The organism is Lentilactobacillus farraginis DSM 18382 = JCM 14108 (assembly GCF_000583655.1).
In the GTDB taxonomy this organism is placed as follows: domain Bacteria; phylum Bacillota; class Bacilli; order Lactobacillales; family Lactobacillaceae; genus Lentilactobacillus; species Lentilactobacillus farraginis.
In genome coordinates this window covers 31802-58689 of the sequence record NZ_BAKI01000004.1, presented here as the reverse complement: position 1 = coordinate 58689, position 26888 = coordinate 31802, and the positions used below count along the sequence as shown (strand labels likewise).

Annotated in this window: 22 protein-coding genes and 5 pseudogenes; 21 read left to right on the top strand and 6 right to left on the bottom strand. The window is 42.7% G+C overall.

Annotated elements, in window-relative coordinates:
* The first annotated feature begins 18 nt into the window (after window positions 1-18).
* The 6 genes and pseudogenes from recD2 (at window position 19) to JCM14108_RS02665 (ending at window position 7429) form a co-directional block, all read left to right on the top strand.
* Window positions 19-2498: pseudogene (gene recD2, locus JCM14108_RS02690) on the top strand (SF1B family DNA helicase RecD2).
* Window positions 2499-2624: 126 nt separating this feature from the next.
* Window positions 2625-3584 carry a ribose-phosphate diphosphokinase gene (locus tag JCM14108_RS02685; RefSeq protein ID WP_035178256.1) on the top strand — a complete coding sequence of 320 codons (960 nt, stop codon included), beginning with the start codon at window positions 2625-2627 and terminating at the stop codon, window positions 3582-3584.
* Between the two features lie 34 nt (window positions 3585-3618).
* Window positions 3619-4607 (top strand): annotated as a pseudogene (locus tag JCM14108_RS02680) (aldo/keto reductase).
* Between the two features lie 260 nt (window positions 4608-4867).
* Window positions 4868-5878: a ribose utilization transcriptional repressor RbsR gene (rbsR, locus tag JCM14108_RS02675; protein WP_035178253.1), complete on the top strand. Its 1011-nt coding sequence runs from the start codon at window positions 4868-4870 to the stop codon at window positions 5876-5878.
* 222 nt (window positions 5879-6100) lie between these two features.
* The gene (gene rbsK / locus JCM14108_RS02670) at window positions 6101-7018 is read left to right on the top strand and encodes a ribokinase (protein ID WP_035178250.1); all 918 of its coding nucleotides are present in this window, start codon (window positions 6101-6103) and stop codon (window positions 7016-7018) included.
* A 192-nt stretch (window positions 7019-7210) separates the two neighbouring features.
* Window positions 7211-7429, top strand: coding sequence for a hypothetical protein (locus JCM14108_RS02665; protein ID WP_035178248.1), 219 nt, complete (start codon window positions 7211-7213; stop codon window positions 7427-7429).
* A 128-nt stretch (window positions 7430-7557) separates the two neighbouring features.
* Here the strand turns inward: JCM14108_RS02665 and JCM14108_RS02660 are convergent, their stop codons facing one another.
* The 5 genes and pseudogenes from JCM14108_RS02660 to JCM14108_RS14230 all read right to left on the bottom strand — a co-directional run bounded on the left by JCM14108_RS02660 (window position 7558) and on the right by JCM14108_RS14230 (window position 11593).
* Window positions 7558-8517, bottom strand: coding sequence for an ADP-ribosylglycohydrolase family protein (locus JCM14108_RS02660; protein ID WP_035178245.1), 960 nt, complete (start codon window positions 8515-8517; stop codon window positions 7558-7560).
* A gap of 83 nt (window positions 8518-8600) precedes the next feature.
* Window positions 8601-9083, bottom strand: a complete 483-nt coding sequence (locus JCM14108_RS15055) for a diacylglycerol/lipid kinase family protein (RefSeq protein WP_237745695.1) — start codon at window positions 9081-9083, stop codon at window positions 8601-8603.
* Window positions 9053-9571 (bottom strand): diacylglycerol/lipid kinase family protein, encoded by a 519-nt coding sequence (locus JCM14108_RS15050; RefSeq protein WP_237745694.1) that lies wholly within the window; start codon window positions 9569-9571, stop codon window positions 9053-9055. The genes JCM14108_RS15055 and JCM14108_RS15050 overlap by 31 nt, the downstream gene beginning before the upstream one ends.
* 120 nt (window positions 9572-9691) lie before the next feature.
* A pseudogene (rnjA, locus tag JCM14108_RS02650) lies at window positions 9692-11376 on the bottom strand (ribonuclease J1).
* Window positions 11373-11593, bottom strand: a pseudogene (locus JCM14108_RS14230) (DNA-directed RNA polymerase subunit epsilon). Before JCM14108_RS14230 ends, rnjA begins: the two co-directional pseudogenes overlap by 4 nt.
* A gap of 190 nt (window positions 11594-11783) precedes the next feature.
* On the opposite strand from JCM14108_RS14230, the gene JCM14108_RS02645 reads away from it, so the two are divergent.
* On the top strand, window positions 11784-12266 hold the full coding sequence (locus JCM14108_RS02645; protein WP_035178243.1) for a hypothetical protein: 483 nt from the start codon (window positions 11784-11786) through the stop codon (window positions 12264-12266).
* 305 nt (window positions 12267-12571) lie between these two features.
* Here JCM14108_RS02645 and def read toward each other — a convergent pair whose 3' ends face one another.
* The gene (gene def, locus JCM14108_RS02640; protein ID WP_035178241.1) at window positions 12572-13138 is read right to left on the bottom strand and encodes a peptide deformylase; all 567 of its coding nucleotides are present in this window, start codon (window positions 13136-13138) and stop codon (window positions 12572-12574) included.
* Window positions 13139-13512: 374 nt separating this feature from the next.
* On the opposite strand from def, the gene pdhA reads away from it, so the two are divergent.
* The 14 genes and pseudogenes from pdhA to JCM14108_RS02570 all read left to right on the top strand — a co-directional run bounded on the left by pdhA (window position 13513) and on the right by JCM14108_RS02570 (window position 26817).
* Window positions 13513-14634: a pyruvate dehydrogenase (acetyl-transferring) E1 component subunit alpha gene (pdhA, locus tag JCM14108_RS02635; RefSeq protein WP_035178239.1), complete on the top strand. Its 1122-nt coding sequence runs from the start codon at window positions 13513-13515 to the stop codon at window positions 14632-14634.
* 2 nt (window positions 14635-14636) lie between these two features.
* A complete protein-coding gene (locus JCM14108_RS02630; protein WP_035178237.1) occupies window positions 14637-15614 on the top strand; it encodes an alpha-ketoacid dehydrogenase subunit beta in 978 nt (325 codons plus the stop codon).
* Between the two features lie 30 nt (window positions 15615-15644).
* Entirely contained in the window at window positions 15645-16967 is a 1323-nt protein-coding gene (locus JCM14108_RS02625) for a 2-oxo acid dehydrogenase subunit E2 (protein WP_035178235.1), read from the top strand.
* A gap of 7 nt (window positions 16968-16974) precedes the next feature.
* The gene (lpdA, locus tag JCM14108_RS02620; protein ID WP_035178233.1) at window positions 16975-18399 is read left to right on the top strand and encodes a dihydrolipoyl dehydrogenase; all 1425 of its coding nucleotides are present in this window, start codon (window positions 16975-16977) and stop codon (window positions 18397-18399) included.
* A gap of 200 nt (window positions 18400-18599) precedes the next feature.
* Window positions 18600-18884, top strand: a complete 285-nt coding sequence (locus JCM14108_RS02615; protein ID WP_035178231.1) for a UPF0223 family protein — start codon at window positions 18600-18602, stop codon at window positions 18882-18884.
* Window position 18885: 1 nt separating this feature from the next.
* Window positions 18886-19664 (top strand): annotated as a pseudogene (locus JCM14108_RS02610) (inositol monophosphatase family protein).
* 114 nt (window positions 19665-19778) lie between these two features.
* A complete protein-coding gene (typA, locus tag JCM14108_RS02605) occupies window positions 19779-21626 on the top strand; it encodes a translational GTPase TypA (RefSeq protein ID WP_035178229.1) in 1848 nt (615 codons plus the stop codon).
* Between the two features lie 243 nt (window positions 21627-21869).
* Entirely contained in the window at window positions 21870-23048 is a 1179-nt protein-coding gene (locus tag JCM14108_RS02600; RefSeq protein ID WP_035178226.1) for an FtsW/RodA/SpoVE family cell cycle protein, read from the top strand.
* An 18-nt stretch (window positions 23049-23066) separates the two neighbouring features.
* Entirely contained in the window at window positions 23067-23354 is a 288-nt protein-coding gene (locus JCM14108_RS02595; RefSeq protein WP_035178224.1) for a DUF2129 domain-containing protein, read from the top strand.
* Between the two features lie 15 nt (window positions 23355-23369).
* Window positions 23370-23933 (top strand): 16S rRNA (guanine(966)-N(2))-methyltransferase RsmD, encoded by a 564-nt coding sequence (rsmD, locus tag JCM14108_RS02590; RefSeq protein WP_035178221.1) that lies wholly within the window; start codon window positions 23370-23372, stop codon window positions 23931-23933.
* Between the two features lies 1 nt (window position 23934).
* Window positions 23935-24324, top strand: coding sequence for a pantetheine-phosphate adenylyltransferase (gene coaD / locus JCM14108_RS02585; RefSeq protein WP_237745692.1), 390 nt, complete (start codon window positions 23935-23937; stop codon window positions 24322-24324).
* A gap of 101 nt (window positions 24325-24425) precedes the next feature.
* Window positions 24426-25466, top strand: a complete 1041-nt coding sequence (locus JCM14108_RS02580; protein WP_035178219.1) for a SepM family pheromone-processing serine protease — start codon at window positions 24426-24428, stop codon at window positions 25464-25466.
* A 70-nt stretch (window positions 25467-25536) separates the two neighbouring features.
* A complete protein-coding gene (locus JCM14108_RS02575) occupies window positions 25537-26292 on the top strand; it encodes a helix-hairpin-helix domain-containing protein (RefSeq protein WP_035178217.1) in 756 nt (251 codons plus the stop codon).
* 48 nt (window positions 26293-26340) lie between these two features.
* Window positions 26341-26817: a ComE operon protein 2 gene (locus tag JCM14108_RS02570; protein ID WP_235807202.1), complete on the top strand. Its 477-nt coding sequence runs from the start codon at window positions 26341-26343 to the stop codon at window positions 26815-26817.
* Window positions 26818-26888: the final 71 nt, after the last annotated feature.

Sequence of the window (26888 nt, the reverse complement as noted above, 5' to 3'; positions counted from 1 at the left end):
ATGAACGTGGATCAACCGATGGGATTATTTGAACCCCAAGATAATTTAAATCAAAATATGTACGTCGATGGCCGGCTAAAGGCGATTTTCTTTTCCAGCAATGACAGCTTTTATAAGGTTTTGTTAATTGAAATTGCCAATACCAATCTTAGCTGGCCGGATAGTGAAATCGTTGTTACCGGTAGTTTCGGCGATGTTGTTGAAGAAAACAGTTATCATTTTGTTGGTAAAGTGATTGACCATCCCCGTTATGGTAAACAATTTCAAGCCAGCAATTATACAAGTCTGATTGCGACTACCAAGGAAGGGGTCGTGAAATACCTTTCCAGCGACCGTTTTCCAGGTATTGGTCAAGCGACCGCCAAACGGGTAGTTGAGGTGCTGGGAGATGACGCCATTCAACGAATCAGTGCAGACCGACGAGTTTTGGAACGGGTACCGATTACGCAAAAACAGCGCAACGCAATTTCAGAAAATTTGGATGTAAACGACGACCTTGAGAAAGTGATCGTTGGCTTGAATTCATATGGCTTTTCCAGTAAGGTGGCGTCAGCGATTTATGAAAAATATCATGGTGACGCGCTAAAAATAATTGCTAAAAATCCCTATCAATTGGTTGAAGATATCCGCGGTATCAGTTTTAAGCGGGCGGATGCCATTGCATTGAAGCTGGGAATAACCGCGACCTCCACCGAACGGGTTCGAGCAGGCCTGCTTTACGCCATTCAGGAACTTTGCTTTGAAAACGGTGATACTTATACAACAACGGCTGATTTGCTGAAAATGGCAGGTTCGCTGCTCGATAATAATGGCACTGTCCCTGTCAGTGGCCAAAAATTGGGGGAGTCATTAATTGCGCTGGCAAAAGAGCATAAAATTGTTGGCGAGGACGATCGAATTTATCTTGGTTACGTTTATAATGCCGAGGTCCAAATTGCCGAACATCTCAATCGGGTGATTAAAAACAAAGATGACGGCGAAACTGATTTTTCGGATGATGCGATCAAAAAACAGATTCAAATAGTTGAAAATAAGTTTGGTATTAATTATGATCAGTCGCAGCGTACAGCTATCTTAAAGGCAATTAAGTCACCGGTCTTTATTTTAACCGGCGGCCCGGGAACCGGAAAAACAACGATTATTAATGGGATTGTCAATACCTACGCCCGGCTCCATGAGTATTCGCTGGATTTGAATGAGTATAAAGATAAGCCTTTTCCAATTGTCTTAGCAGCTCCTACAGGTAGGGCCGCCAAGCACATGGCTGATTCAACGGGACTGCCGGCAAGTACCATTCATCGGTTGTTGGGGCTGAATGGCCAGGAATCTGCCGATTATACGTCCCCAAAGGATATTGAGGGCAGTTTGCTGATTATTGATGAAATGTCAATGGTTGATACCTTTCTTTTTAAGTTACTGATGCGGGCGGTACCAAATCATATGCAGGTTGTCTTTGTTGGCGATCAGGATCAGCTGCCTTCGGTTGGCCCTGGTCAGGTATTTCATGATTTACTGGTTTCCAAACAATTACCGGCAATGCATTTGAATAATATCTACCGTCAGGAAAAGGGTTCTTCGATCGTTCAATTGGCGCACGATATTCATGCCGGTCGGCTTTCTGACAACTTTGACCAAAATCAGTCCGACCGTTCGTTTATCGCTTGTAATGAAGCGCAGCTGCCCTCAGTTATTGAACAAGTTGCCAAACGGGCAAAGGAAAAGGACTTCGGCTTGATGGACGTTCAAGTATTGGCACCGATGTATCGGGGCACGGCCGGAATTGATCATCTGAATAACGTTTTGCAAAATGTTTGGCAGGTTAATCCTGAAGGAAAATCAGTAACGATTAAAGATCATACTTATCGGATTGGTGATAAGGTACTCCAATTGGTTAATAATCCGGAGCAAAACGTTTTTAACGGTGATTTGGGAATTATTGTCGGTATGCAGGCACCTAAAAATCAAACGGTACCGACCAAAATCATAATTGATTTTGACGAAACCGAGGTGACTTACGAGAAAAATGAGTGGGTTCAATTTACGTTGGCTTACTGTACTTCAATTCATAAGCCCAAGGCAGTGAGTTCCCAATGGTGATCTTACCAATTGTCCATCAATATTCACGGATGCTGCAGCGAAATTTGCTTTACACGGCCGTTACTCGCGCAAGTGATTTTTTGATTATGCTGGGAGAAAAGCAGGCTTTTGAGCAGTGTGTCCGCAGTTTGTCGGTTAATCGAAAAACCAGTCTGGTTGCCCGATTGGTAGCTGCTATTGGGATTAGTTCCGAGACGTCATCAGCGGTATCGCCGGTAGCGGAAGTTGATATGACCCCGGCGGTCCAAGGTGGGGATTCAACTGATGACGGTCAGCCAAATGAATTACCGAAACGTCTGACCGAGGAAGTAATTGCGCGTGAACTGATTGATCCGATGATTGGCATGGCCGGGGTTACCCCTGCCCAATTTGAACAAGGACCGCAGTCGGTTTCAAATTAGTCGGCTGTTTTGCGTGATGAAAACGTTATATGAGTGATTTCTTCTTATTTTTTCACGGTGATTCACTGTATCGTTGGACCAATATTATGGTAATATTTAATTAAACAAGAATACTTGGAGGGTAACATGGCTGAATTGAAATCACATCCTAAGGTTAAATTATTTTCTTTAAACTCCAACCGTCCGCTTGCTGAAGCAATCAGCAAAGCAGTCGGCGTGCCGCTTAGTGATGCAACTGTTGAAAAATTTAGTGATGACGAAATAAAAATTAGCGTTAACGAAAGCATTCGGGGCGACGAAGTTTACATTATTCAGTCGGTGTCCGACCCGGTAAACTCAACTTTAATGGAATTATTGATCATGGTTGATGCCGTTCGGCGGGCGAGTGCCAAGTCAATTAACGTTGTCATTCCGTATTATGGGTATTCACGGGCGGATCGTAAGGCGCGTTCCCGTGAGCCGATTACTGCCAAGTTGGTTGCCTCATTTTTGGAAATGGATGGTGTTGACCGGGTTGTGACGCTCGATTTACATGCCGACCAAATTCAGGGATTCTTCAATATCCCAGTTGATCATTTAAAAGCTAACACATTGTTGGCAAATTATTTTGCCGATAAGCACGATGATGCCAACAGCGTGGTTGTTTCACCCGATCATACCGGGGTTTCGCGGGCAAGAAAGTTTGCTGAGCTTTTAGATGCCCCAATTGCCATTATTGATAATCGTTCCCCGGAAGATGCAACAACGGTTCCAGAATCAGTCATTGGAAGTGTGACGGGCAAACAGGCGATCATTGTTGATGACATGATTGATACGGCATTTAAGCTGACGATTGCTGCTGAGACTTTGAAAAAGGCCGGCGCAACCGATGTTTATGCCGTTGCAACCCACGCTGTCTTCTCCGGCAACGCTCAGGAAAGACTCCAAGCGTCAGCAATTAAGAAGGTTATCGTGACGGATTCAATCAACATTGCCCAAGCTGATCAGTTTGAGAAATTGGAAGTTGTTTCAGTGGGGGACTTATTCGGTGAAGCAATTACATTGATTCATAATCAACAATCAGTTGGGAAACTATTTGGCAGGTAATTAATTTTTATTAAAGGTGGATTGATTTATGTATATGTACAAGGCAAATGAAGGACGTTATGATCATGCAGTTGTAAGACGGGCAGGGAATTCTGGACTTCAAGTACCTGCTTTGTCATTTGGGATGTGGCATAGTTTTGGCGATAATGCAACTATGGTGACAGCGAGAAAGTGATTTTAAAGGCGTTTGATAAAGGTATCTTTAGTTTTGACCTTGCTTATAATTATGGGCCGTCTTCAGGTGCAGCTGAGCGAATGTTTGGAGATGTTTATCGGGCCAACTTGAAACCGTATCGAGATGAGCTGGTAATCACCACGAAAGCCGGCTTTAACATGTGGCCCGGGCCATACGGTAACTTCTCGTCCAGAAAGACATTGATCAACGCCCTGGATGGCAGTTTGAAGCGAATGGGCTTGGACTATGTTGATATTTACTATAGTCATCGGTTTGATCCGAATACCAGTCTGGAAGAAACCGCTAATGCTTTGGATAGCATCGTTCGTTCAGGTAAGGCACTTTATATTGGAATTTCCAACTATAACGCGGCCCAAACCAAAGAAATCAGTCGCTACTTTAAGGAATTGCATACGCCGTTTGTTGTTAATCAAGCATCCTATAATATGCTGAATCGAGAAATTGAAGACGATGGCCTGTTAAAGACGTTAAAAGATGAAAACAAGGCGTTGATTGCTTATGGTCCACTGGCTGAAGGCTTGTTGACCGACAAGTATCTTGGCGGCATGAGTGATGATGTAAAGGTTCACTGGAGTAATCAATTCGTTATTAAACATGGTAAAGAAGAACTGGTTAAAAAGCTAAACGAGTTAAATGACCTTGCCAAAAACCGTGGTCAAAATCTGGCTCAAATGGCATTAGCCTGGTTGCTTCATGATAAGACGGTTGCCAGTGTTGTCACCGGCGCTTCAAAGGTCGGCCATTTGGAAGACAACCTCAAAGCCTTGGATAACCTTGATTTTACGGCTGATGAATTAGCTCAGATTGATAAAATTGTTAAGTCTTAATGCTGATTAACGATTAAGATTGCTTAAAAGAAAATCGTTCAACTTTGTGGTTGGGACAATCGTTTGATGATTGTTTCAGCCGTTTTTTTGTTATCTGCCATTTTTGGTGGCTGTTTGACATTATGAACTTAAGTAATGGTTTGTTAAATGTGGTCAACTTTTAAAGATTGACTGGGCGTTAATTCAAATTTGGTAAAACAGTTTAATTCAATCATGATATACTTATCTGTATTAGATTATGTCTTGAATGGAGAATCGTTATGACAAAAAAAGTTACCATTACCGATTTGGCTAAACGAGCCAACGTTTCCGTTACCACGGTTTCACAAATTTTGAATGGTAAGGACGATCGTTTTAGTGAAAAAACCGTTAAGCGGGTTCACCAGCTGCAGAAAGAAATGGGGTACGCACCAGACTTTAACGCCCAAAGTTTGATTCGGAGAAGTGGACACACCATTGGCGTTTTGGTGCCGAATATTAATAACCCGTTTTTTAGTCGATTTTTGCGGGGGATTGAGTCGGTTGCAATGGATAACGGCTATATCCCCCTTATTTTTGGCTCTAACAACAATCAAAAGCTGGAAAGCTATTATCTCTTTGAATCGATTCGTCGAGCCGCAGACGGCATGATAATCGCTTCTGCGATCTCAGATGTCAGCTACATTGATAATATTTTGAATCAAAACGGCATCCCTTACTTGCTGACGGACCAGGCACCGATTACTGAAGGAGACAAAGTGGACGTTAATAACTATCATGGCGGTGAAATGTTGGCAGATTATCTGATTAAGAAAGGTCATCGTGATGTGACGGTGGTTACCGATAAGCAACCGACATTGAATTTACATCAGCGATTGGTCGGCTTTTTGGATATGTTTAAAAGACATCAAATGGCAATTCCTAATGAACGGATCATTGAAACTGACTTAACCAAATTGGGCGGTTATCACGCTGCTAAATCGGCCTTGGCAACTAAGCCAACGGCAATTTTCGCGTTAAATGATGAAATTGCAATTGGCTTATACCGGGGAATTCACGAAGCCGGCCTTCGAATTCCCGATGATATTTCGGTTGTTGGCTATGATGATATTGATTTAGCCGAGTATGTTACGCCCACTTTAACAACGATTCATCAACCTGCTTTTGAAATGGGTGAAAGTGCTGCTAAGCTTATTTTGGCACGGATTCAAGACCAAAAGAGAGCTTTTCAGGAGGTGTCTTTACCAATCGAACTGATTGAACGCAATAGTGTCAGGGATATTCGATCGTAAAAAAAGTATTTGTAAAACCTTTTCAAATCTGGTATCCTCTTTAGTGAAAGGTTTTACCTAATGCCGGTCATTCGGCTCGGGAAAGCCATGATTCAGGAACTTTATAAAATATTTTTGACAGAGAAGATTATTAAAAGTGATGGGTGACTAAAAAGCAATCCAGCTACAGTCTTGGTTTGCTGGCTAGGTCCTACCATTATGCTAAGAGGAGCTTTGAAAAACATGACAAACAAAGTGGTTGTACTTGGAAGTTTAAACGTTGATACGACACTGCATATTGCACAAATGCCCAAACCAGGTGAGACAATCAGTGCCAAGAGCAAGACCAATTCGGCTGGTGGAAAGGGTGCCAATCAGGCAGTTGCGGCTGCTCGTTCACATGCTCAAACCAGTTTTATCGGCCAAGTTGGTCGAGACAGCGCTGGCGATTTTATGATTGCCGCGCTAAAAAAGGACGGTATTAATACGGATCATGTGACGGTTACCGATCAATCAGGTACCGGTTCGGCTGTGATCTTATTGGACGAAGCCGGTCAAAATAGTATTATGGTTTATGGCGGCGCTAATCAAGCGATGCAAACCGACGTTATTTCGAAAAGTGAAACGTTAATTGCCGACGCCGATGTCTTGATTTCGGAGTTTGAAACACCACAGGAAGTTACGTATGCGGCCTTTAAACTTGCTAAGCAGCATGGTGTGATGACGATTTTAAATCCGGCTCCGGCAGCGACTATTAAGCCGGGATTGTTGTCAGTGACCGATTTGATTGTGCCAAATGAAACTGAAAGTGTGACGTTAACGGGAATTACAGTAACAGACACAGCTTCAATGGATGATAACGCAGCCAAGTTTGCGGCGATGGGAATACAAAATGTGATTATTACGGTTGGTGATCGGGGTGCCTATTATCATACCGCCAAGGCTAGTGGTTTTGTCCCTGCTTTCAAAGTTCATGCGAAGGATACAACGGCTGCCGGGGATACTTTTATTGGTGCGTTTAGTGCGAAAGTTAACCCAGATTTTTCCAATATTGAAAATGCACTGATTTATGCGCAACAGGCATCATCCATTACGGTTCAACGGATGGGGGCATTGCCTTCGATTCCGACAACCGAAGAAATTAAAGAAACCTATAAATAAAAAATTATCATTTATATTAGGCGATTCTGCGACTGGGAACTCTTTTTTTAAAAGTATTGATTTACTAATTTTTATCTGTTAATATTACCAGACGTTAGCAGGAAATTTAGTTTATGATCGTAACGTCTTCATTGGGAAAGTTGCGGTTGACTGTAATCAAATTATTTTATACGTTCAAAGGGGTTTATAGCTATGAGCAATAAGTTAGAAATTCTTAAAGAATATCAAAAAGCAGCTTCCAAGTTGGATCAGTTGAAATCTCAAGAAGCTGAGGTTTGCCGTTCAGCAAACAATGGAGATAAAAACACAGTGGTGATTAAACCGCAATTTGGTAATGAAATGAATCATCTTAATGAGGAGTGTGTTCAGTTGAATATGATTTTGGAAGCCATGGATGCTTCAGAAGACTAGACAGCTGTTCAATTAATCGAAAAATGGGGCTGGAACAAAAGTGATTTTGTTCCAGCCCCATTTTATGCACTTACGACTTATTATCGAGCGAAAGCGTGCGCTAAATGGCAACTTTCTGCCACTCTCAATTAAAAATAGTCTGATAATAGTGCAAAGGAGACGGCCGTTTTAATTTGATTACGGCCCTTCAAGTCTCTCAGCCAATTCGGCGGGAAGGTCACAGGTGCGTAGAGTAAGGAAGCCAGCATTGAAGTGATCGACCCGATTGTATCTGCGTCATTGCCAAGATTAACTGCTCGCTTAACAGCGACAAAGTATTGTTCTGAATTAAACAGACACCAAAAAACAGCGTTTAAAGTATCAACGACATAAGGTGAACTTTTAATTTGGGTGCTTGACTGACGTAGAAAGTTAATTCGGCCCAGCTGCTCGAAATAGGGCACCTGATCCTTGTAAAGGGGTTTATCCCCATAATAAGTCAAAGCTTCCTGAATGGCCTTTAACATGGCGTATTTGTTGGGGTTCTGAATTGTCCTGATAATAACGTTGGTTAAGATTCCAGAAGCAACCAGACTTCGCGGGTGCCGATGGGTAGTTGCCGTAAATTGATGAATAAGATTCGCAATTTGATCGTTAAATCGATACTGATGGTGGCTTGTCAGGATAAAGAAAGCCAAAGGCATTAATTTCATTAAAGCACCGTTGCCGTTGCTCATTTCATCAACGCCGCCGCAAAGTTCCGGCTTCGTCCCCTGATCAAAACGCTTAATGGCATCTTCAGTTGTCTTGCCAACACCAAAGGCTTTGCCAAAGGGCGTGTATTCACCATAATGATACCATTGAGAATATCTTGTCATGAGATCATTCAGATTGAATCCGAGTGAAAGACTGACCAATGAGGCAATTGATAGTGCCGTATCGTCGGACCAAGTGCCTTTGGGCAGGTCAAACGAGCGGTGGCCAATCATGGTATCAACGGGGTTTTCAAGTAGTTTTTCGCGCTTTTCAAATTGAAATGGGACGCCTAAAGCATCACCTAGAGCGACAGCAGTTAAGGACTGAAATAGCAGGTAGCTTGTAGAATACATCAGATTTACCTCGATCTTGTACTTTCTAAACGATATTAATGAGTCGGCAACCCTTTGGCGAGTGACACCGGCTGTTATAGCAATCATGTTTGATTAGCGCGACGAACCCAAAACGGATAAGTTTGCGTTTCATATGAGACGTGATAGACTTTGTCGCCCAGCTCTTCACCGTCGATTTGACCATAGCGTGCTTGCTGTGTATCCAAGCCAAAGTGGGTTTCGGAAAAATGATGAACAAATCGTAATTTTAAATGTCTTTTTAATAATAGCATAAAAATAAATAAGAAGATTTGCCGCCGGGTTGGCTTTTCTACGATAATCAAATCCAACTGTTTCTGGTACAAGGACGCTTTTGGCGCGATGTTGATGCCACCGCCGAAATAAGGCTGGTTAGTTACGGTTGCCAGAAAAGCTCTGGGATAGGTAATCTTAGTACCATCCGGTTGACTGACGGTCAGCCTAAAAGGCTTTAATGACTTAATCGCATGGCGAACGGATGCCCAGTATGAGAAGCCGCTAAGTTGCTGATGACTTTTTAATAACGAATGATTGGCAAAGTGGACCACGGTTGCATCCAGCCGATGCCAAAATTATTAAGGAAATAACCGTCACTTTGATAATCGTGGTTGTCAAAGTGACCGATTTCAATATTTACTGGTTTTTTTGTGGTTAAGATTACCTGAAGCGCGTCCTGCCACTGCCGGGAAATTTTTAATCCCCGCGCGAAGTCGTTTCCGGAACCGATTGGTAGGACGCCGATCGGTACCCGCGGATTTTGAAGAAGTGGGTGTTCAGCATAAAAGCGCATGCATCCCAGTAATGTTTCGTGAAGGGTGCCGTCACCACCCGCGGCAACAATAATGGCGTCGGGATGGTTGGTTGCCGTTACCTGATTTAGAATTTGCATCGCAATTGAGACCGCGTGACCATCGTATTCTGTAAAATAGGTCCGGTATGAAATTGCTGCTTGATCGAGGTATTGTTCAACTTGCGGCCAAACTTTCCGACCGTTATTGCCACCAGCTGTCGGATTAACGATTATAAAGTATTCCATTTGCCAAAATGCCCCCGTTACTTACAAGTTTAATATGTAAAAAGGAACTTGAAAATCGAATGATTAAAAGATCCGATTCTCAAGCTCCCTAAAATAATTCATTAAGTGATTCCAAGATCATTAATGACCGCCATTCATAATCAACATTGGCAAAATCATTGGATGACGTTCCGTTTTGTCATACAGGAACTCTTGTAAGTCATCAATGACTGCGTTTCTAATCGAAGCTTCAGTTGCCTTTTTATTATGCATCGCTTTTCTGATTGTCTTGAATACCCGCCGTCTGCCTTCATCGAGTAGTTCACCCGACTCACGCATATAAACAAATCCACGGGAAAGAATATCAGGACCGGATTGAATTTCTTGATTATGCAGATTAATGGTTGCAACAACAACGACAATGCCTTCTTCGGAAAGCAGTTGGCGATCACGTAATACGATGCTGCCAATATCACCAATACCGCTGCCATCAATATAAACGTCACCAGCTTGGAAATGACCGGCTAATCTGGCATTGTCCTTTGACAGTGCCAATACGTCACCATTTTGCATGATAAAGCTGTGATCAAGCGGCACACCACATTGTTCGGCAAGTTCCGTATGAATTTTCAGCATTCGATACTCACCGTGGATTGGCATGAAGAACTTCGGCTTCATCAAACGCAGCATTAACTTTTGTTCTTCCTGACCGCCGTGTCCGGAAGTGTGAATGTTGTTTACTTTACCGTGAATAACGTTTGCACCGGCTTCTTCCAATTTGTTGATCACGTCGTTAACACTCGTGGTATTACCAGGAATTGGATTACTTGAAAAGATAACGGTATCTCCCGGCTGAATTGAAATCTGCCGGTGGGTGCCATTGGCAATTCTTGAAAGGGCGGCCATAGGCTCCCCCTGTGATCCGGTACATAAAATCATGGTCTTATTTGCTGGTAATGACTGGAGTTGATTGGCGTCCACAAATGCATCATCAGGGATATCCAAGTACCCCAGCTCCCGGCCATTAACAATTGCTGCATCCATGCTTCGGCCAAAGACGGCGATTTTACGGCCCTGGCCAGGGCATTGTCACAAGCGGTTTTAATTCGGGATATATTTGATGCGAAAGTCGCAAAAATAATCCGATCTTTAACCTGATCAAAAATATGGGATATAGAATTACCAACCCATTTTTCGGATTTTGTCCAAACGGGCTTTTCGGCATTGGTACTGTCGGACATCAGACAGAGGACACCTTCAGCGCCCAGTCTGGCCATCTCTTGAAGATCAGGCGGCTGGTTGGTTACCGGTGTGAGGTCGAACTTATAGTCACCGGTTTCAACGATAACGCCAACTGGCGTATGAACAGCAATTCCCAGCGTGTCGGGAATTGAGTGGGTGGTTCTAAAAAACGAAACTTTGGTTTTTCGAAATTTCAGTACCGATTTATCACTGATTTCGTGGAGCTCGACAGAATTTAAAAGGCCATGCTCTTCCAATTTGTTTTTAATTAAAGCCATAGCCAATGGGCCGGCATAAATTGGAACGTTTAGAACCTTCATCAGGTATGGAACACCGCCAATATGGTCTTCATGCCCATGGGTGATTACAAGCGCCTTAATTTTGTCTTTATTATCCACCAAATATTTGTAGTCCGGAATCACGTAGTCAACACCCAGAAGATCATCCTCCGGGAACTTGATTCCGGCATCAATCAGAATAATTTCGTCTTGAAATTGAATGCCGTAGGTGTTCTTACCGATTTCACCAAGTCCACCAACGCCATAGATAGCCGCTTCGTTATTTTTGACGTTCAGCTTTCTCATTTATTATTAAACTCCGTTAATTTGAAATTCGAACTTTTTTGTTCGTATTCCAAGTGTTCTCCGCGAAGTGGTTCGACAAACTCGATTGCGTAATCAGTATTGTCTTCTACCAGAGCACGTGCTTCGACCTCTGTATCGGCCTCAAGATACAGAGAGCGGGTCGTTTCCCGACGGGGCGTTTGTTTGGCGTCGGTTGATATAAAACTTTAAAAATCATAAAAAAACTCCTTTATTCATGTACTTTTTCGAAACGATTAGGTTTCTTTCCGAACAAGTGGTTGTGAGAACACAACTAATGCAGTTATTTTACCATAATACAAGGAATAAGTATATAAAACATGATAGCCAACGCAGATACATTCTCATGGTAGAATTAACTTAGTGAAACGAAATGGAGCGAATTGACTATGATACTCACCATTCAAATTATTATTGGTTTGGCTGCTGCATTTGCTGTTTATAATTTAATTCATTATCTGTTTGTGACCCGGCCCAGTCGAAAAAGATTATTGGCCTCCCAACGGACGGTTAATAAAGCGGTTATCGAAGTAATTAAAACGCTGATTTCAACAAATAAGCTTGCACCGATAAATGAAGCGGAACTTCACTCGGAAATGATAGCCAACATTTGGGGAAGAGGGGTCATGGCCTTTGAATATCATCTGCCGATTGATCGGGTCAGGGTCCCTATTCCGGAATTAAAGGCGCTGCTGGGCAAAGAATTAGCTGTTTATAGTGATAAAAATGGCATTCATGCGCATGGCAGGGGCAGCAGCGCTTTTGTGGTAACTGATATTTGGCAGTTGGATGACCGCCTGCATTTTGACGTGGCGTATTTAATTAATTTAACGACAGTTGAATATATTGATGATTTGAATCGGCTGCATTAATAATGAAAGTACCAATCAGGTGATGGCTTTAGCACCGCAGCATCGCGTTTTGATTTGAAAATCAAGTTATGGCTGTTAGGACTGGATTGGTTCGACCATTGAAATTAATTTTCATTACTTTGAAATAATCTTTTTCACTTACAAAAACCAATCGTGTAAATAGCTTGATAAAGAGTGGGACGAAAGGCGGTTAACTTCCGGCACATGTGTCCACTCGGTAATAATCGTGATTACACAAAAGAGACTGGACAAAATTACTTTTGTTTCAGTCTCTTTTTCTCTGGGAATTCCCGGTCCAAGCGTAATTAGTAGATGAAAATTTCATCGTCATCACGTTGGAATGGATTTTCTTTATTGATGTGATCATAAAAAAGAATACCGTGTAAATGATCGATTTCGTGTTGGCAGACAATTGCCGGATAGTTTTTCAATCGAATTTTATGTGTTTGACCGTCAACATCTTGATACTTAAGGGTAATTCGCGCGGCACGAGGAACATATCCAGGAACATCCCGATCAACAGAAAGGCAGCCTTCACCTTCAGTTAACGCACCTCGTTGAACTGAGTTGGAGACGATCACCGGGTTAATAATGACGTCTTTGAAAAGGGGCTTATCTTTTTCATTTTCATCATCATTAGGAACCAAAACGGACGCCATCATTTTAGAAACGCCAACTTGTGGGGCTGCTAAACCAACGCCTGCTCGCAATTTATATTTTTCACACAGTTCCGGATTTTGGCTGATTTCAAGGTACTCCATTAAATCGTGAGCCAACTTCTTGTCAGCGTCACTTAATGGGAACGTCACTTTTCGGGCTTCCTGGCGTAGTACCGGATTGCCATCTCGAACAATATCATCCATTAAAAACAAATCAAAGACCTCCGAATATTTTTTCACTAGCACCATTTTATCTTAATCTAAGGGAAATTACTATGTGTTTCATCTGGAAGCAGGGGAGTGATTGTTGTGAGATTTGTGTTTTTGGAATTTTAATGTATTAATTTATGATATGAATGAAGGCGAATTTATTAAACAAATGAACATATAAATTTTCACAATCTTTACTCTCACAGGCGGTTTCATGACTTGCTTACAGAGAAAAACGAAATAAGCGAAAAAACCTTTTTGAAAGTAATGTAAGGGCTTGCAAATGGGCTGAAAAAATGCTAAATTTTAAGTGTGGTTTAGAAGTGAAGTGTTTGTGCATCACAATTCTGGCTTTACAGGAAAGGAAAGTGTTATCTATGGCAGCAAAGAGTAAGCATGTTGTTGATTTTGAGCACATCAAATCGACGATGAGCGATCCATACAAGAAACCAGTTCAAGTCATTGACGAAAATGGCAAGATTGTTAATCAGGAATTATTTGACCGTTTTAGTGATGATGAATTGGTTACATTGATGGAAAAGATGGTTTGGGAACGTGCATTACACGAACAAACGATGAACTTTTCGCGTCAAGGTCGTTTAGGCTTCTATGCGCCAACTTTCGGTGAGGAAGCTTCCGAAATGGGAATTGCTCACGCAATGAAGAAACAAGATTACCTGTTCCCGGCATATCGTGATTTACCACAATTGATCCAACATGGGGCAACCGTTAAGGAAGGCTTCTTATGGTCAAAGGGTCACTATCAATGCTATGACTATGTACGACGTGGTGTTCGTGCATGGATTCCACAAATTATCATTGGCGCTCAATATGTTCAATGTGCCGGCGCCGCATTAGGAATTAAAAAGAATGATGAAAAAGACACGGTTGCTTATGTATTTACCGGTGACGGTGGTACTTCGCAGGGTGACTTCTATGAAGGAATCAACTTCGCCAGTTCATTCCAAGCACCAGCTGTCTTCTTTGTTCAAAATAATGGTTGGGCAATTTCAGTACCGCGAAAGACGCAAACTGCCGCTGAAACATTAGCCCAAAAGGGTGTTGCTTCAGGTGTTCCAGGCGTTCAAGTAGACGGAATGGATATTCTGGCAACTTATCTGGTAGCTAAGGATGCTCGTGACTTTGCAGCTTCCGGTAATGGTCCGGTATTAGTTGAAACCTTAACTTATCGTTTCGGTGCTCACAGTTCTGCTGGTGACGATCCAAGTCGTTATCGAACTAAAGAAGAAGAAAAACCTTGGTTCGATCGTGATCCACTTATTCGACTGAGAAAAGTATTAACCGATAAAAAACTTTGGGATCAAGAAAAAGAAGATAAATTGGTCGCTCAATATAAAGATCAATTCAAGCAGGATATGAAGGATGCTGAAGCTGCACCTAAGCAAAAGGTTAGTGACTTCCTGAAACACACATTTGAAGTACCTACCCCAGATGTTGCGGCCCAAATCAAAGAATTTGAAGCAAAGGAGTCGAAGTAATCATGGCTAAATTAACGTATATTAAAGCAATTACGGATGGACTTGACCAAGTATTGCAAGATGATCCGAAGACATTGATTTTCGGTGAAGACGTTGGTAAAAACGGTGGTGTTTTCAGAACAACCGTCGGCCTTCAAGATAAATACGGTACTGACCGTGTCTTCGATACACCGTTAGCTGAATCAGGAATTCTTGGGTTGTCAATTGGGCTGGCATTAACCGGCTGGCGACCAATTCCGGAAATTCAATTTATGGGATTCACAATGGAAGCCGTTGACTCAATCGGTGGTCAAATGTCACGAAATCGTTTCCGAATGTCGGGTGATGTTTCCATGCCGATTACCATCAGAACACCATTTGGTGGTGGGACGCATACTGCTGAACTTCACGGTGATTCGTTGGAAAATCTGTTCGTTGGCATTCCGGGATTACGGGTTGTAACACCTGCTAACCCATACGATGCAAAGGGCATGGTGATTTCAGCCGTTGAAAATAACGATCCGGTGTTGTTCATGGAAAACTTGAAACTTTATCGTTCAATGAAAGATGAAGTTCCCGATGGTCATTATACTGTGCCGCTAGATAAAGCCAAAGTTGTTCGTGAAGGATCTGACATTACCATTGTTGCTTACAGTGCTGAAGTTAATGAAGCATTGAAAGTGGCTGATAAATTAGAAAAAGAGAATATTTCAGTTGAAGTTATCGATTTACGTTCACTATCACCAATCGATACTGAAACGATCTTTAACTCAATTGATAAGACTCATAAAGTAGTAGTTGCTCAGGAAGCTCAAAAGATGGCTGGCGTTGGTGCTCAAGTTGCCTCTGCCATTGCTGAAGATGATATTATGTCACTTGATGCCCCAATTGGCCGTGTTTCAGCTCCTGACAGTGTCTTCCCGTTTGCGATGGCTGAAAATGATTGGCTGCCAAATGCCGATGATATTGAAGCTAAAGTACGTGAAATCTTAAACTACTAAAATTCTAAGTAAGAAAGGAAGTTAGATCCCATGGCTTATAAGTTTAAACTCCCTGAGCTGGGTGAAGGTATGGCCGAAGGTGAAATTGCTTCATGGTTGGTCAAGCCTGGCGATAAAGTTAAAGAGGACGATCCATTAGTCGAAATTCAAAACGACAAGTCCGTTCAAGAGCTACCATCTCCGGTAGCTGGAACTGTTAAGAGTATTGATAAAGACGAAGGTGAAACAGCCGAAGTTGGTGACGTCCTGATTACCATTGATGATGGTTCGCCTGATACAGCGGATGATTCAGCTCCTGCACCTGCAAAGGAAGAAGCACCGGCACCGGAACCTGAAAAAGAAGCCGCACCGGCGCCAGCAGCCACGGCTGCTCCTGCACCTGCTGGTAATCCAACAGCTGCCAATCCAAATAAATTAGTTAAGGCAATGCCATCTGTTCGCCAATATGCGCGTGATAAAGGCGTTGATATTACTGCAGTACCTGCTACCGGCAATCACGGGCAGGTTACCAAAGCTGATATTGACAACTTTAATCCCGCCGCTGCACCGGCTCAAGCAGCACCGGCTCAAGCTGCGCCTGCTGGCCAGGAAGCCGCACCAAAGGCAACGGGTGGTCCAATCAAGCCTTACAAGTCTGCTCAGCCTGACCTTGAGACCCGTGAGCCGATGTCAATGATGAGAAAGATCATTGCCAAGTCGATGCGGGAATCAAAGGATATTGCACCGCACGTAACGTCATTTGATGATGTTGAGGTCAGTGCTTTAATGGCAAATCGGAAGAAGTATAAGGAAATTGCCAAAGATCAGGGCATTCATTTGACCTTCCTGCCGTATATTGTTAAGGCATTGGTAGCTGTTATGAAGAAGTATCCTGAGTTTAATGCATCAATTGACGATACCACCCAGGAAATTGTTTACAAGCACTACTACAACATTGGCATTGCAACGAATACCGATGATGGCCTTTACGTTCCAAATGTTAAGAATGCTGATGCCAAGGGCATGTTTGAAATTGCTAAGGAAATTACTGAAAATACCCAAGCAGCATATGACAACAAGCTGTCTGCCGATAAGATGAGCGGCGGTTCAATCACGATTAGTAACGTTGGTTCAATTGGCGGTGGTTGGTTCACACCGGTTATCAATCAACCGGAAGTTGCTATTCTGGGTGTTGGTAAGATTGCCAAAGAACCATACGTTGATCCTGAGGATGGCGAAATCAAAGTTGGCAACATGTTGAAACTTTCCTTAAGCTATGATCACAGATTGATCGATGGCGCGCTTGCTCAAAACGCTTTGAACCTGTTGAACAAGCTGCTTCATGATCCGGATATGCTTTTGATGGAGGGATGATCGAATAATGGCTGATGTTGAAAAGAAAGAGACCGTGATTATTGGAGCCGGCCCTGGCGGCTATGTTGCCGCAATCCGAGCTTCCGAATTAGGACAAAAAGTAACGTTAATTGAAAAATCAGATACGCTTGGCGGTGTTTGTCTGAATGTTGGCTGTGTTCCGTCAAAAGCATTGATTCAAGCCGGCCATCGTTTCCAAGACGCAAATGATGCTTCAACTTATGGGATCACTACGCAACCGGCAACCATTGATTTCAAAAAGACCCAGGAATGGAAACAGAAAAAAGTGGTTGATCGAATGACCAGTGGGGTCAAAATGCTGCTAAAGAAGCACAAAGTTGATGTGATTCAAGGCGAAGCTGTTTTGGACAGTGATACGCAACTTCGGGTAATGCCCGTTGGCCCACAACAATTTATGAGTGCAGATACCGGATTAACCATTCAATTTGACAATTTGATTATTGCAAGTGGTTCTCATCCAATTGAAATTCCGGGATTCAAGTTTGATGGTCGGGTTGTTGATTCAACCGGAGGCTTGAATTTACCTGAAATTCCAAAAGAATTTGTTGTTATCGGTGGTGGTTATGTCGGAACCGAATTGGCAGGCGCTTATGCCAATATGGGATCGCACGTTACGATCATTGAAGGAACGCCGTCTATTTTGGCAGGCTTCTCGAAAGACATGGTTTCGATTGTTGAGAAGTCATTGAAGAAGAAGGGCGTTGACATTATTACCAGTGCCACGGCTAAATCATCTTCACAAGATGCTGACAGTGTCAGTGTTACTTATGAAGCTGATGGCAAAGAAGCAACGATTAAGGCTGATTACTGCATGGTAACGGTTGGCCGCCGACCGAATACGGATGACTTGGGTCTTGAGTATACCAAGGTTAAATTAGACGATCACGGAATCGTTCAAACGGACGATCAAGGCCGAACCGATTCACCGCATATTTTCGCGATTGGTGATATTGCTTCGGGTCCTGCCTTGGCCCATAAGGCATTTTTCCAAGCCAAAGTGGCTGCCGGTGCGATTGCCGGTAAGAACACAGCCAATGACTATGTCGGCGTTCCCGGGGTCTGCTTTACCGATCCTGAAATGGCTGTTGTTGGTTTGACTCAGTCACAAGCCAAGGATAAAGGGATTGAAGTTGCAACAGCTAAATTCCCATTTGCCGGTAATGCGCGAGCAGTTTCACTTGACGAAGCTGAGGGATTTGTTCGTCTGATTTATACCAAGGATGATAAAACAATTCTTGGCGGCGAGGTTGTCGGTCCCGGCGCAAGTGATCTGATTGCTGAATTAAGTTTGGCTGTTAATGGCCGGATGAACGTTGAAGATATTGCTTTGACAATTCATCCGCACCCAACACTGAGCGAACCGATTCAGGAAGCTGCCGATATTGCACTGGGCTTCCCAACTCATATCTGATAATTACGTTATAAAGCAAACAGTCATTAAAACGATCTGTCATTTTAAAAAGACAGGTCGTTTTTAATTTTGAAATTAAAGTTATTAAGGTTCTTTCGACTTTTTCATTTCACAAAGTTTTGAAATAATTTATAATTGAAAATAAAGACCGGCTTTTTTGAATTTATTTCATCACGAAGTATTGATCGGAGAGGATACTTATGAACGATAATTACGCATATCCGTTACTTGAAGGATTGAGTGACCGTGAAGTTGTTGTGCTGGTTACATTTTTTCAAAAAGTTGAAGAGGCCTACGAAAAGCCGGATGGCGTTGACCGAGAGACGTTTAATCATGCCTATCAACAGTTTCGTGACGTGATTCCTTCAAAAATGGAGCAAAAACAACTTGAAAAACAATTCAAAGAACGTTCCGGATATGATGTTTATCAGGTCATCAAACATGCCAAACAAGTTGATAAAAATTTAAAGATGAACGAGGCGTAACATGGAGATTAGTGAACTTGAAAAAATTGATAAAACCGTCAAGGGCTGGCTGCGTGAGTCGCGGGACAATGTTTTAAGAAGTATTGATACCCGGTTAACCGTTAATACTAAAAGCAGTCGTCGGGATCTTGTGACAAATATTGATAAACAAAACGAAAAATTCATTGTTTCCAAAATTCGGGAGTTTGAACCTGATGCCAAAATACTTGGTGAAGAGGGTTTTGGTGACCGGGTTGACTCCACGCAGGGAAGGGTTTGGATTGTCGATCCGATTGACGGGACAATGAACTTTGTCAAGCAGCGCAACCATTTTGCAATTATGATTGCCCTCTATCAGGATGGTATTGGCGAATTGGGCTATATCTTGGATGTAATTGGGAATCACTTGCTGTCGGGTGGCCCCAAACTAGGCGTTTTTGATAATGGGCACCCACTGGATAAGGTTGCCGATACGGCACTTAAAGACGGTTTAATCGGGTTAAGCGGCCCGATGGTTTTGAATAATGATTTTAATATGGTAGAAATTGCTGAAAAATCACTCGGCATGCGAATCTATGGCAGCGCGGGATTGACATTATTTCAGTCCTGCGCGGTGAGCTGGTTGGGTATATTTCATACCTGAAGCCTTGGGATTTTGGTGCCGGTAAAATTCTGGCCGAAGCGGTCGGATTAAAGATCACGACTATTGACGGCAAGCAATTAGGTATGTTATCATCAACAGCGGTATTATTAGCAACGCGAAATGCACATCGAGATGTTCTTACTATCGTTGGTAAGTGATGAATCATACTGTGACATTGACAGTGGTCACAGTTTTTTTATGCGAATAGGATAATTTATATTCAGGTGTGTCGCATGCGAGTCTGATTTATTTAATGAAGGGAAGCAACTAATTTGGATACAAAACTTAAAACACGGGATGACATTCGAAATATCGCTATTATTGCTCACGTTGACCACGGTAAGACAACTTTGGTTAATGAAATGTTGAAGCAATCCGATACTTTGGCTGCTCATACTCAAATCGAAGATCGTGCACTTGATTCAAACGCCATTGAAAGAGAACGGGGCATCACCATCCTTTCAAAGAATACGGCAGTTAAGTACGGCGATAAGCAAATTAATATTTTGGATACACCGGGACATGCCGATTTCGGTGGTGAAGTTGAACGAATCATGCGAATGGTTGATGGTGTTTTACTGGTTGTTGATGCGTTTGAAGGTACGATGCCGCAAACCCGGTTCGTTCTGAAAAAAGCTTTGGAACAACACCTGACGCCAATTGTTGTGATTAACAAGGTTGACCGGGAAGGTGCTCGACCTGAAGAAGTTGTGGACGAAGTATTGGATTTATTTATTGAATTAGGTGCCGATGAAGAACAATTGGACTTCCCGGTTATTTATGCTTCAGCAATGAATGGGACATCCAGCTATGACTCCGACGTTTCGACTCAGGAGCATACAATGAAACCGATTTTTGATACGATTATCAAGCATATCCCAGCTCCAATCGATAATTCTGACGAACCGCTTCAATTCCAAGTGGCGTTATTGGACTATAATGATTTTGTCGGCCGAATTGGAATTGGTCGAATTTTCCGAGGAAGAATTAAAGTTGGCGATAACGTAACAGTTATGAAGCTGGATGGTTCAAAGAAAAACTTCCGGGTTACCAAGTTGATGGGCTTCATCGGTCTTCAGAAAGTTGACATCAACGAAGCCAAAGCCGGTGATTTAATTGCAGTTTCCGGAATGGAAGAAATTAATGTTGGTGAAACCGTCGTATCACCGGATACACCGGAAGCTTTACCAATTCTGCGAATCGATGCCCCAACTTTGCAAATGACATTTGGGACCAACACATCACCATTCGCCGGTCAGGATGGTAAATTTGTGACTGCCCGTCAGTTGGGCGATCGACTCAAGCGGGAATTGCATACCGATGTTTCGTTAAGAGTTGAGGATACTGATCAGCCTGGATCTTGGGTTGTTTCCGGTCGTGGGGAGCTGCATTTGTCAATCTTGATTGAAACGCTTCGTCGAGAAGGCTATGAGCTGCAGGCATCCCGTCCGGAAGTTATCTATCGTGAAATTGACGGTCAAATGTGCGAACCGTTTGAATCAGTTCAAATTGATACGCCTGATGAATACACTGGTTCCGTTATCGATACGCTTTCACAACGAAAAGCAGAAATGCAAAATATGGAGACCAACGATAATGGCCAGACTCGATTAACCTTCCTGGCACCATCAAGAGGTTTAATCGGTTATTCAACTGAATTCTTGTCATTAACGCGTGGTTACGGTATTATGAACCATACGTTTGAAAAGTATCTGCCGGTTATCAAGGGTTGGAATCCTGGCCGGAAGAAGGGAACCTTGGTTTCAATGAATGCCGGCAAAGCAACCACTTATGCCATGATGGGCATTGAAAGTCGTGGTGAATTACTGATTGATCCGGGTACGGAAGTTTATGAAGGGATGATCGTTGGTCAAAATAACCGTGAAAACGATATTACGGTTAATATTACCAAAGGTAAGAACTTAACAAACGTCCGGGCTGCCGGTTCAGATGACATGGCGCGGATTAAAACCCCAACTCATTTAACACTTGAAGAATCGCTTGAATTTTTGAACGAAGATGAGTTGTGTGAAGTAACGCCTCACTTTGTTCGGCTTCGAAAGAAGATTTTGAACACTAACGCACGTGAAAAAGAAGCTAAGAGAAGAAAACACGCTTAATTTGAGTAATTAGACGAATTAAGCCAGCCCCTGGTAGGAATTTGGTCGATGACCCAGTTCCTAGCGGGGGCTTTTTTGCTGTTTTGGTTTAACCCCGGGTGACGAAATAAAATGATGCGGGGGCTGGCCGCTTCTTAAAATCCGGTTATGTCTACTTTTGAAAGTCGGCGTCTGATTCTTGGTATGCTATAATTAAGACCAATGTTTCATGAACAATTTTTGAGGAAAAGTGGAGTGAAAACTATGGCCAAGGCGCGTTTGAAACATCTGGATTTATTTATCTTTTTGCCGTACATCATTCTATGTATACTGGGAGTTATTATGGTCTATTCTGCCAGTGCGAACATCGGCATTCAAAACGGCGGCAGTCCTAAAAGCTATTTGATTAAGCAGGTAATTTTTGTTTTAGTTAGTCTGGGATTGGTTTTTGGAACCACGGCCCTTAATCTTAAAAAGATTCGTAATCAGCGGTTACTGCACTTTTTGGGGTATCTTTTTGTTGCGGTCCTATTTGGGCTACTGGCGGTCGGAAAAACGGTCAATGGTGCCGCGGGATGGATTCCCATCGGCGGAATCAATATTCAGCCGGCGGAATTTGCTAAATTTTATCTGATTATTTTAATAGCCGATGCAATCGCAAAAGATCAGGATAAGTTGACGATTTCAACGGCAAAGTGGTGGCAGACACTACGTTATCCACTGATAATTGTGTTGATGATACTGGTTTTAATTCTGCTTCAACCAGATGTGGGCGGTGCGGCTATTAATTTTACCATCGTGTTTGCCATGCTGATTGCCAGTGGTTTTTCCTGGAAAAGGGGCGTTACTTATTTGCTTGCGCTGGTGGGCAGTGCTTATGCCATTTTGATGTTTGTTTTGGTGCCCTTGTCAGAAAGTGGTCGGATTCACAGTTATCAATTAAGCAGAATTACGGCGTTTGTCGACCCGTTTAAGCACGCCACCGGTGTTGGCCAGCAACTTGTAAATTCTTTTTACGCCATCAGTAACGGTGGCCTGTTTGGATCCGGTTTGGGAAACAGTATCCAAAAAACGGGTTATTTGCCTGAACCGAATACCGACTTTATTATGGCTATTTTAACGGAGGAACTAGGCGCGTTTACAACCATTGTTGTTATGGCCGTCTTGGCCCTGATTATTTTTAGAACGGTTTTAATCGGCATTCGAAGCAGCAGTGCTTATCAAAGTCTGATTTGCTATGGGGTGGCGACTTACTTAACCATTCAGGCCTTGTTTAATATGGGTGGCGTTGTTGGTCTGCTGCCAATTACCGGTGTGACGTTTCCGTTTATCAGTTATGGTGGTTCCAGCATGATGACCCTGGCACTCTGTATTGGTATGGTGTTGAATATCAGTGGCCGGCAGCGGCTTGAACGAATCAATTATCAAACAGTGACCAACTAATTACAAGGAGATGTTAATTTGCCATTTGAAATTCAAGCAACAGTTGGATTAATTGTTTATTTACACTCGCTAAAGTATGTTCGTCATTTACGAACCTTCGGGCGGTTGGATTACGTATCAAAGCATATGCGGTATGCAATTATTTATGTTAGCGCAGATGATGAAGCGGACACCATTAAGAAGCTGACTGCGTTGAATTATGTCAAACAGGTGGTTCCCTCAAAATTAAATGAGCTGGTAAAAGAAGTTCAGGGGAAAGATCCAACTGAATTGGACGAAAAATTTGAAGAAGACTTTAATGACTAGTGGGGAATCGTTACGATGAGAATTACATCAGGAAAATTTGGCGGAATTCGCTTAAATCCGGTCAAGAGTGACCAAACCAGACCGACGACCGACAAAGTTAAGGAGTCCCTTTTCAGTATGACGGGACCATACTTTGATGGCGGCACTTTCTTGGATCTATTTGCCGGTTCCGGTGCAGTGGGCATCGAAGCGGTTTCAAGAGGAATGGCAAGGGCCGTATTGGTTGACAGGCAATATCAAGCGATTAAGACCATTAAAGATAACATTGATAAGATTCATGAAGCTGACCGTTTTGAAGTCATTAAAGGCACGGCAGATAAGGTGTTATTGTCATTGGCAAAGGCCAATTGGCAATTTAACATGGTCTATTTGGATCCACCGTATAAAGCGCAGCGGATTGTTGAAACACTGACGGCTTTGGCAACTTTGAAATTATTGGCGGCTGATGCTGTTGTGATTTGTGAAACTGATAATCAGACCCAATTACCGGATAAGCTTGATCGTTTTACGGTAGTGAAGCAGAAAAACTATGGTTTGACCAATTTAACAATTTATACGTATCAAATGGAGAGTAAATAATATGGTAAATGCATTATATGCTGGTAGTTTTGACCCGATTACGTTTGGCCATATCGATGTTATTCGACGGGCCAGCACTATTTTTGATAAATTATTTGTCGCAATTAGCATCAATACGCATAAAAAGGCGCTCTTTACGCCTGAAGAACGCGCTGGGTTTGTCAAGGCGGTTTTTCAATCAAATGAGCGAGTTGAGGTATTGACCTCTCAAGAATTAACCGTTCATTTGGCTGAAGAAATCGGAGCATCCGTTTTAGTACGCGGTGTGCGGGGGAGTGCTGATCTTGATGCTGAAATGTCAATTGCCGGATTAAATAACGCTTGGCGCCGACGATTCAAACCGTTTTTATTCCAACTGCGGGGCAGTATCGGGATTTGTCGTCGAGTATGATCAAGGAAATCGCTAAATTTCATGGTGACGTTTCAAAATTTGTGCCGCCAATTGTTTCTCAGGCACTTCAAAATAAATTTCGATAGAAGAGTGAATAATTAATGCAAAAGAAGGGAATCAAAAAATATGTTCTGGGCGTCATCGCTGCGATTATCATACTGGCAGCCCTTTTTTGGCCGCTGCCGAATTATATTGAGGGCCCCGGCGATGCCTCGGATCTGAGTCAAATTGTATCAATCAAGAACCATCCGGATAAACAGAAAGGCATGTTTATGTTGACTTCCGTCAGTATTGCGCAGGCCAGGCCACTAACCTATCTGTATGCTAAGCTAAGCCCATATTACTCTGTTGAATCGGATGATAGCGTGACTGACGGCCAGAATATGAAGGAATACGACAAAGTTCAGCATTTTTACATGGAAAGCTCAATTGGTGAGGCAATTTATACGGCATATAAGCATGCTCACCGGCAGGTTAAACGAACGTATAATGGGATTTATATTCTAAGTATTGAAAAGAAATCCAAGTTTTATCATCATCTGCGGGTGGGCGATGTAGTTGTTAAAATTGATGGCCATCAATTTAAAAACGCAGATGGTTTCGTTAATTACGTTCGAAAGCAAAAAGTTGGCCAGAAATTAACGATTGATTATAAGCGAAGTGGGAAAATGCACCGGGTTACCCAGCCGTTGATTGAAATTGCCAACCATCGACCGGGAATTGGGATTACGCTGACGGATGATGTTAAAGTCCACACGAGTGTGCCGATTAAGGTAAACCCCGGCCAAGTTGGCGGTCCATCTGGTGGGTTAATGTTTTCACTGCAAATATACGGCCAGCTGACAAATCAGGATCTGCGACATGGCCAAAAAGTTGCTGGAACCGGAACTATTAATTCCTATGGTCAAGTTGGTGAAATTGGGGGAATTGATAAAAAAATTATTGCGGCCAAAAAGAATGGCGCTAAGATTTTCTTGGCACCTTACCTTAAACCAACCAAAACAATTTTGAAATATGAACCCGGCCACTTGACGAATTATCAACTTGCTAAACAGACGGCCAAAAAGTACGCGCCTAATATGAAAGTCATCCCCGTTGAGACCTTTTCTCAAGCGGTCACGGCACTTCAAAAAAATAAATAAGTAATGGGTCCAAAGGATTAGAAAACTGCTAATCCTTTTTTCGTATCTAATGATAGAAGGGAGGAACAGTATGAATAGGATTCACGAGTTTATTGAGACGTATTTTTATCAGGTTTTGGTTGGCGTGGTCGTTGTGATTGGCGTTTTGGTAATTGGGATTTTTATGTTGGCATTCAATCATCCTGCAAAGGATCATCCTCAAAGTCAAGAAATGGCCGCCACGGTGGCGACATCGACGAGTACCGGTGCAAGTCAATCACAGGCAACAAGTGCAGGTACTGCTTCGACGGCAGCCACCAGCGCCTCGCAAAGCACCAATCAGCAATTCTACGTTGATGTGAAGGGAGCGGTTAAAAATCCTGGGGTTTACCAGGTTGGCGCAAATATGCGGGTAGTTGACGCGATTGACTTGGCTGGCGGTTTCAATCGATCGGCCGACAAGAAACAGATCAATCTCGCCCAGAAGCTGGCCGATCAGCAGGTTATTTATATTCCAATCAAGGGTGAAATTAAAGGTAATCGGTCGTTAAATGCGACGCCAAGCCAATCAGCACCGGCAGCTAGCTCTGACAGTGCCGCTGTTGATTCGGCCGCTCAGGCGTCAGCTGGGCCGACCGGTTCAAGTGATCAAACGGGAAAAATTAATTTGAATACTGCTGATAAGACCAAGCTTCAAGAATTAAACGGCATCGGCGATAAAAAGGCAGATCAGATTATTGCTTATCGTCAAGCTCATGGGCAATTTAAGCGAATTGAAGAGCTTAAAGACGTACCGGGATTTGGTGATAAAACGTTTGATAATTTAAAATCGTCAATTTGTGTGTAGCCCTAAACCTAAAATTGAGATATGATTTATTTCATGGAAGGTGAAAAAATGGATAATCGAATTAAGTGGGACCAGTATTTTATGATGCAGGCAGTCCTATTAGCTTCAAGAAGTACGTGTGAACGCTTATCGGTCGGGGCGGTTATTGTCCGTGACAAGCGGATTATTGCCGGGGGCTATAACGGCTCGGTGGCCGGTGATGATCATTGTATTGACGTTGGCTGTTACTTGGTAGACGGTCATTGTGTGCGAACGATTCACGCGGAAATGAATGCCATTTTGCAATGTGCCAAATTTGGTGAATCGACTGACGGTGCGGAAATCTATGTAACGGATTTTCCTTGTTTACAGTGTACAAAGATGTTGTTGCAGGCAGGCATTAAAAAAATTAACTATTTACGCAATTATCACAATGATGATTACGCCCAGAAACTAATTCAATTAAAAAATGTTGCGTTAAATAAAATTAAACTCACTCATTCCGACATGGACAGGGTGCCATTCAACTCCTATTTATCTGATTAATTATTGGAAATTGGCTTATTTTTCCGGCGGCAGGTTTATTATTTTTAAGTGTTTTCCTATTTGGAAATCTG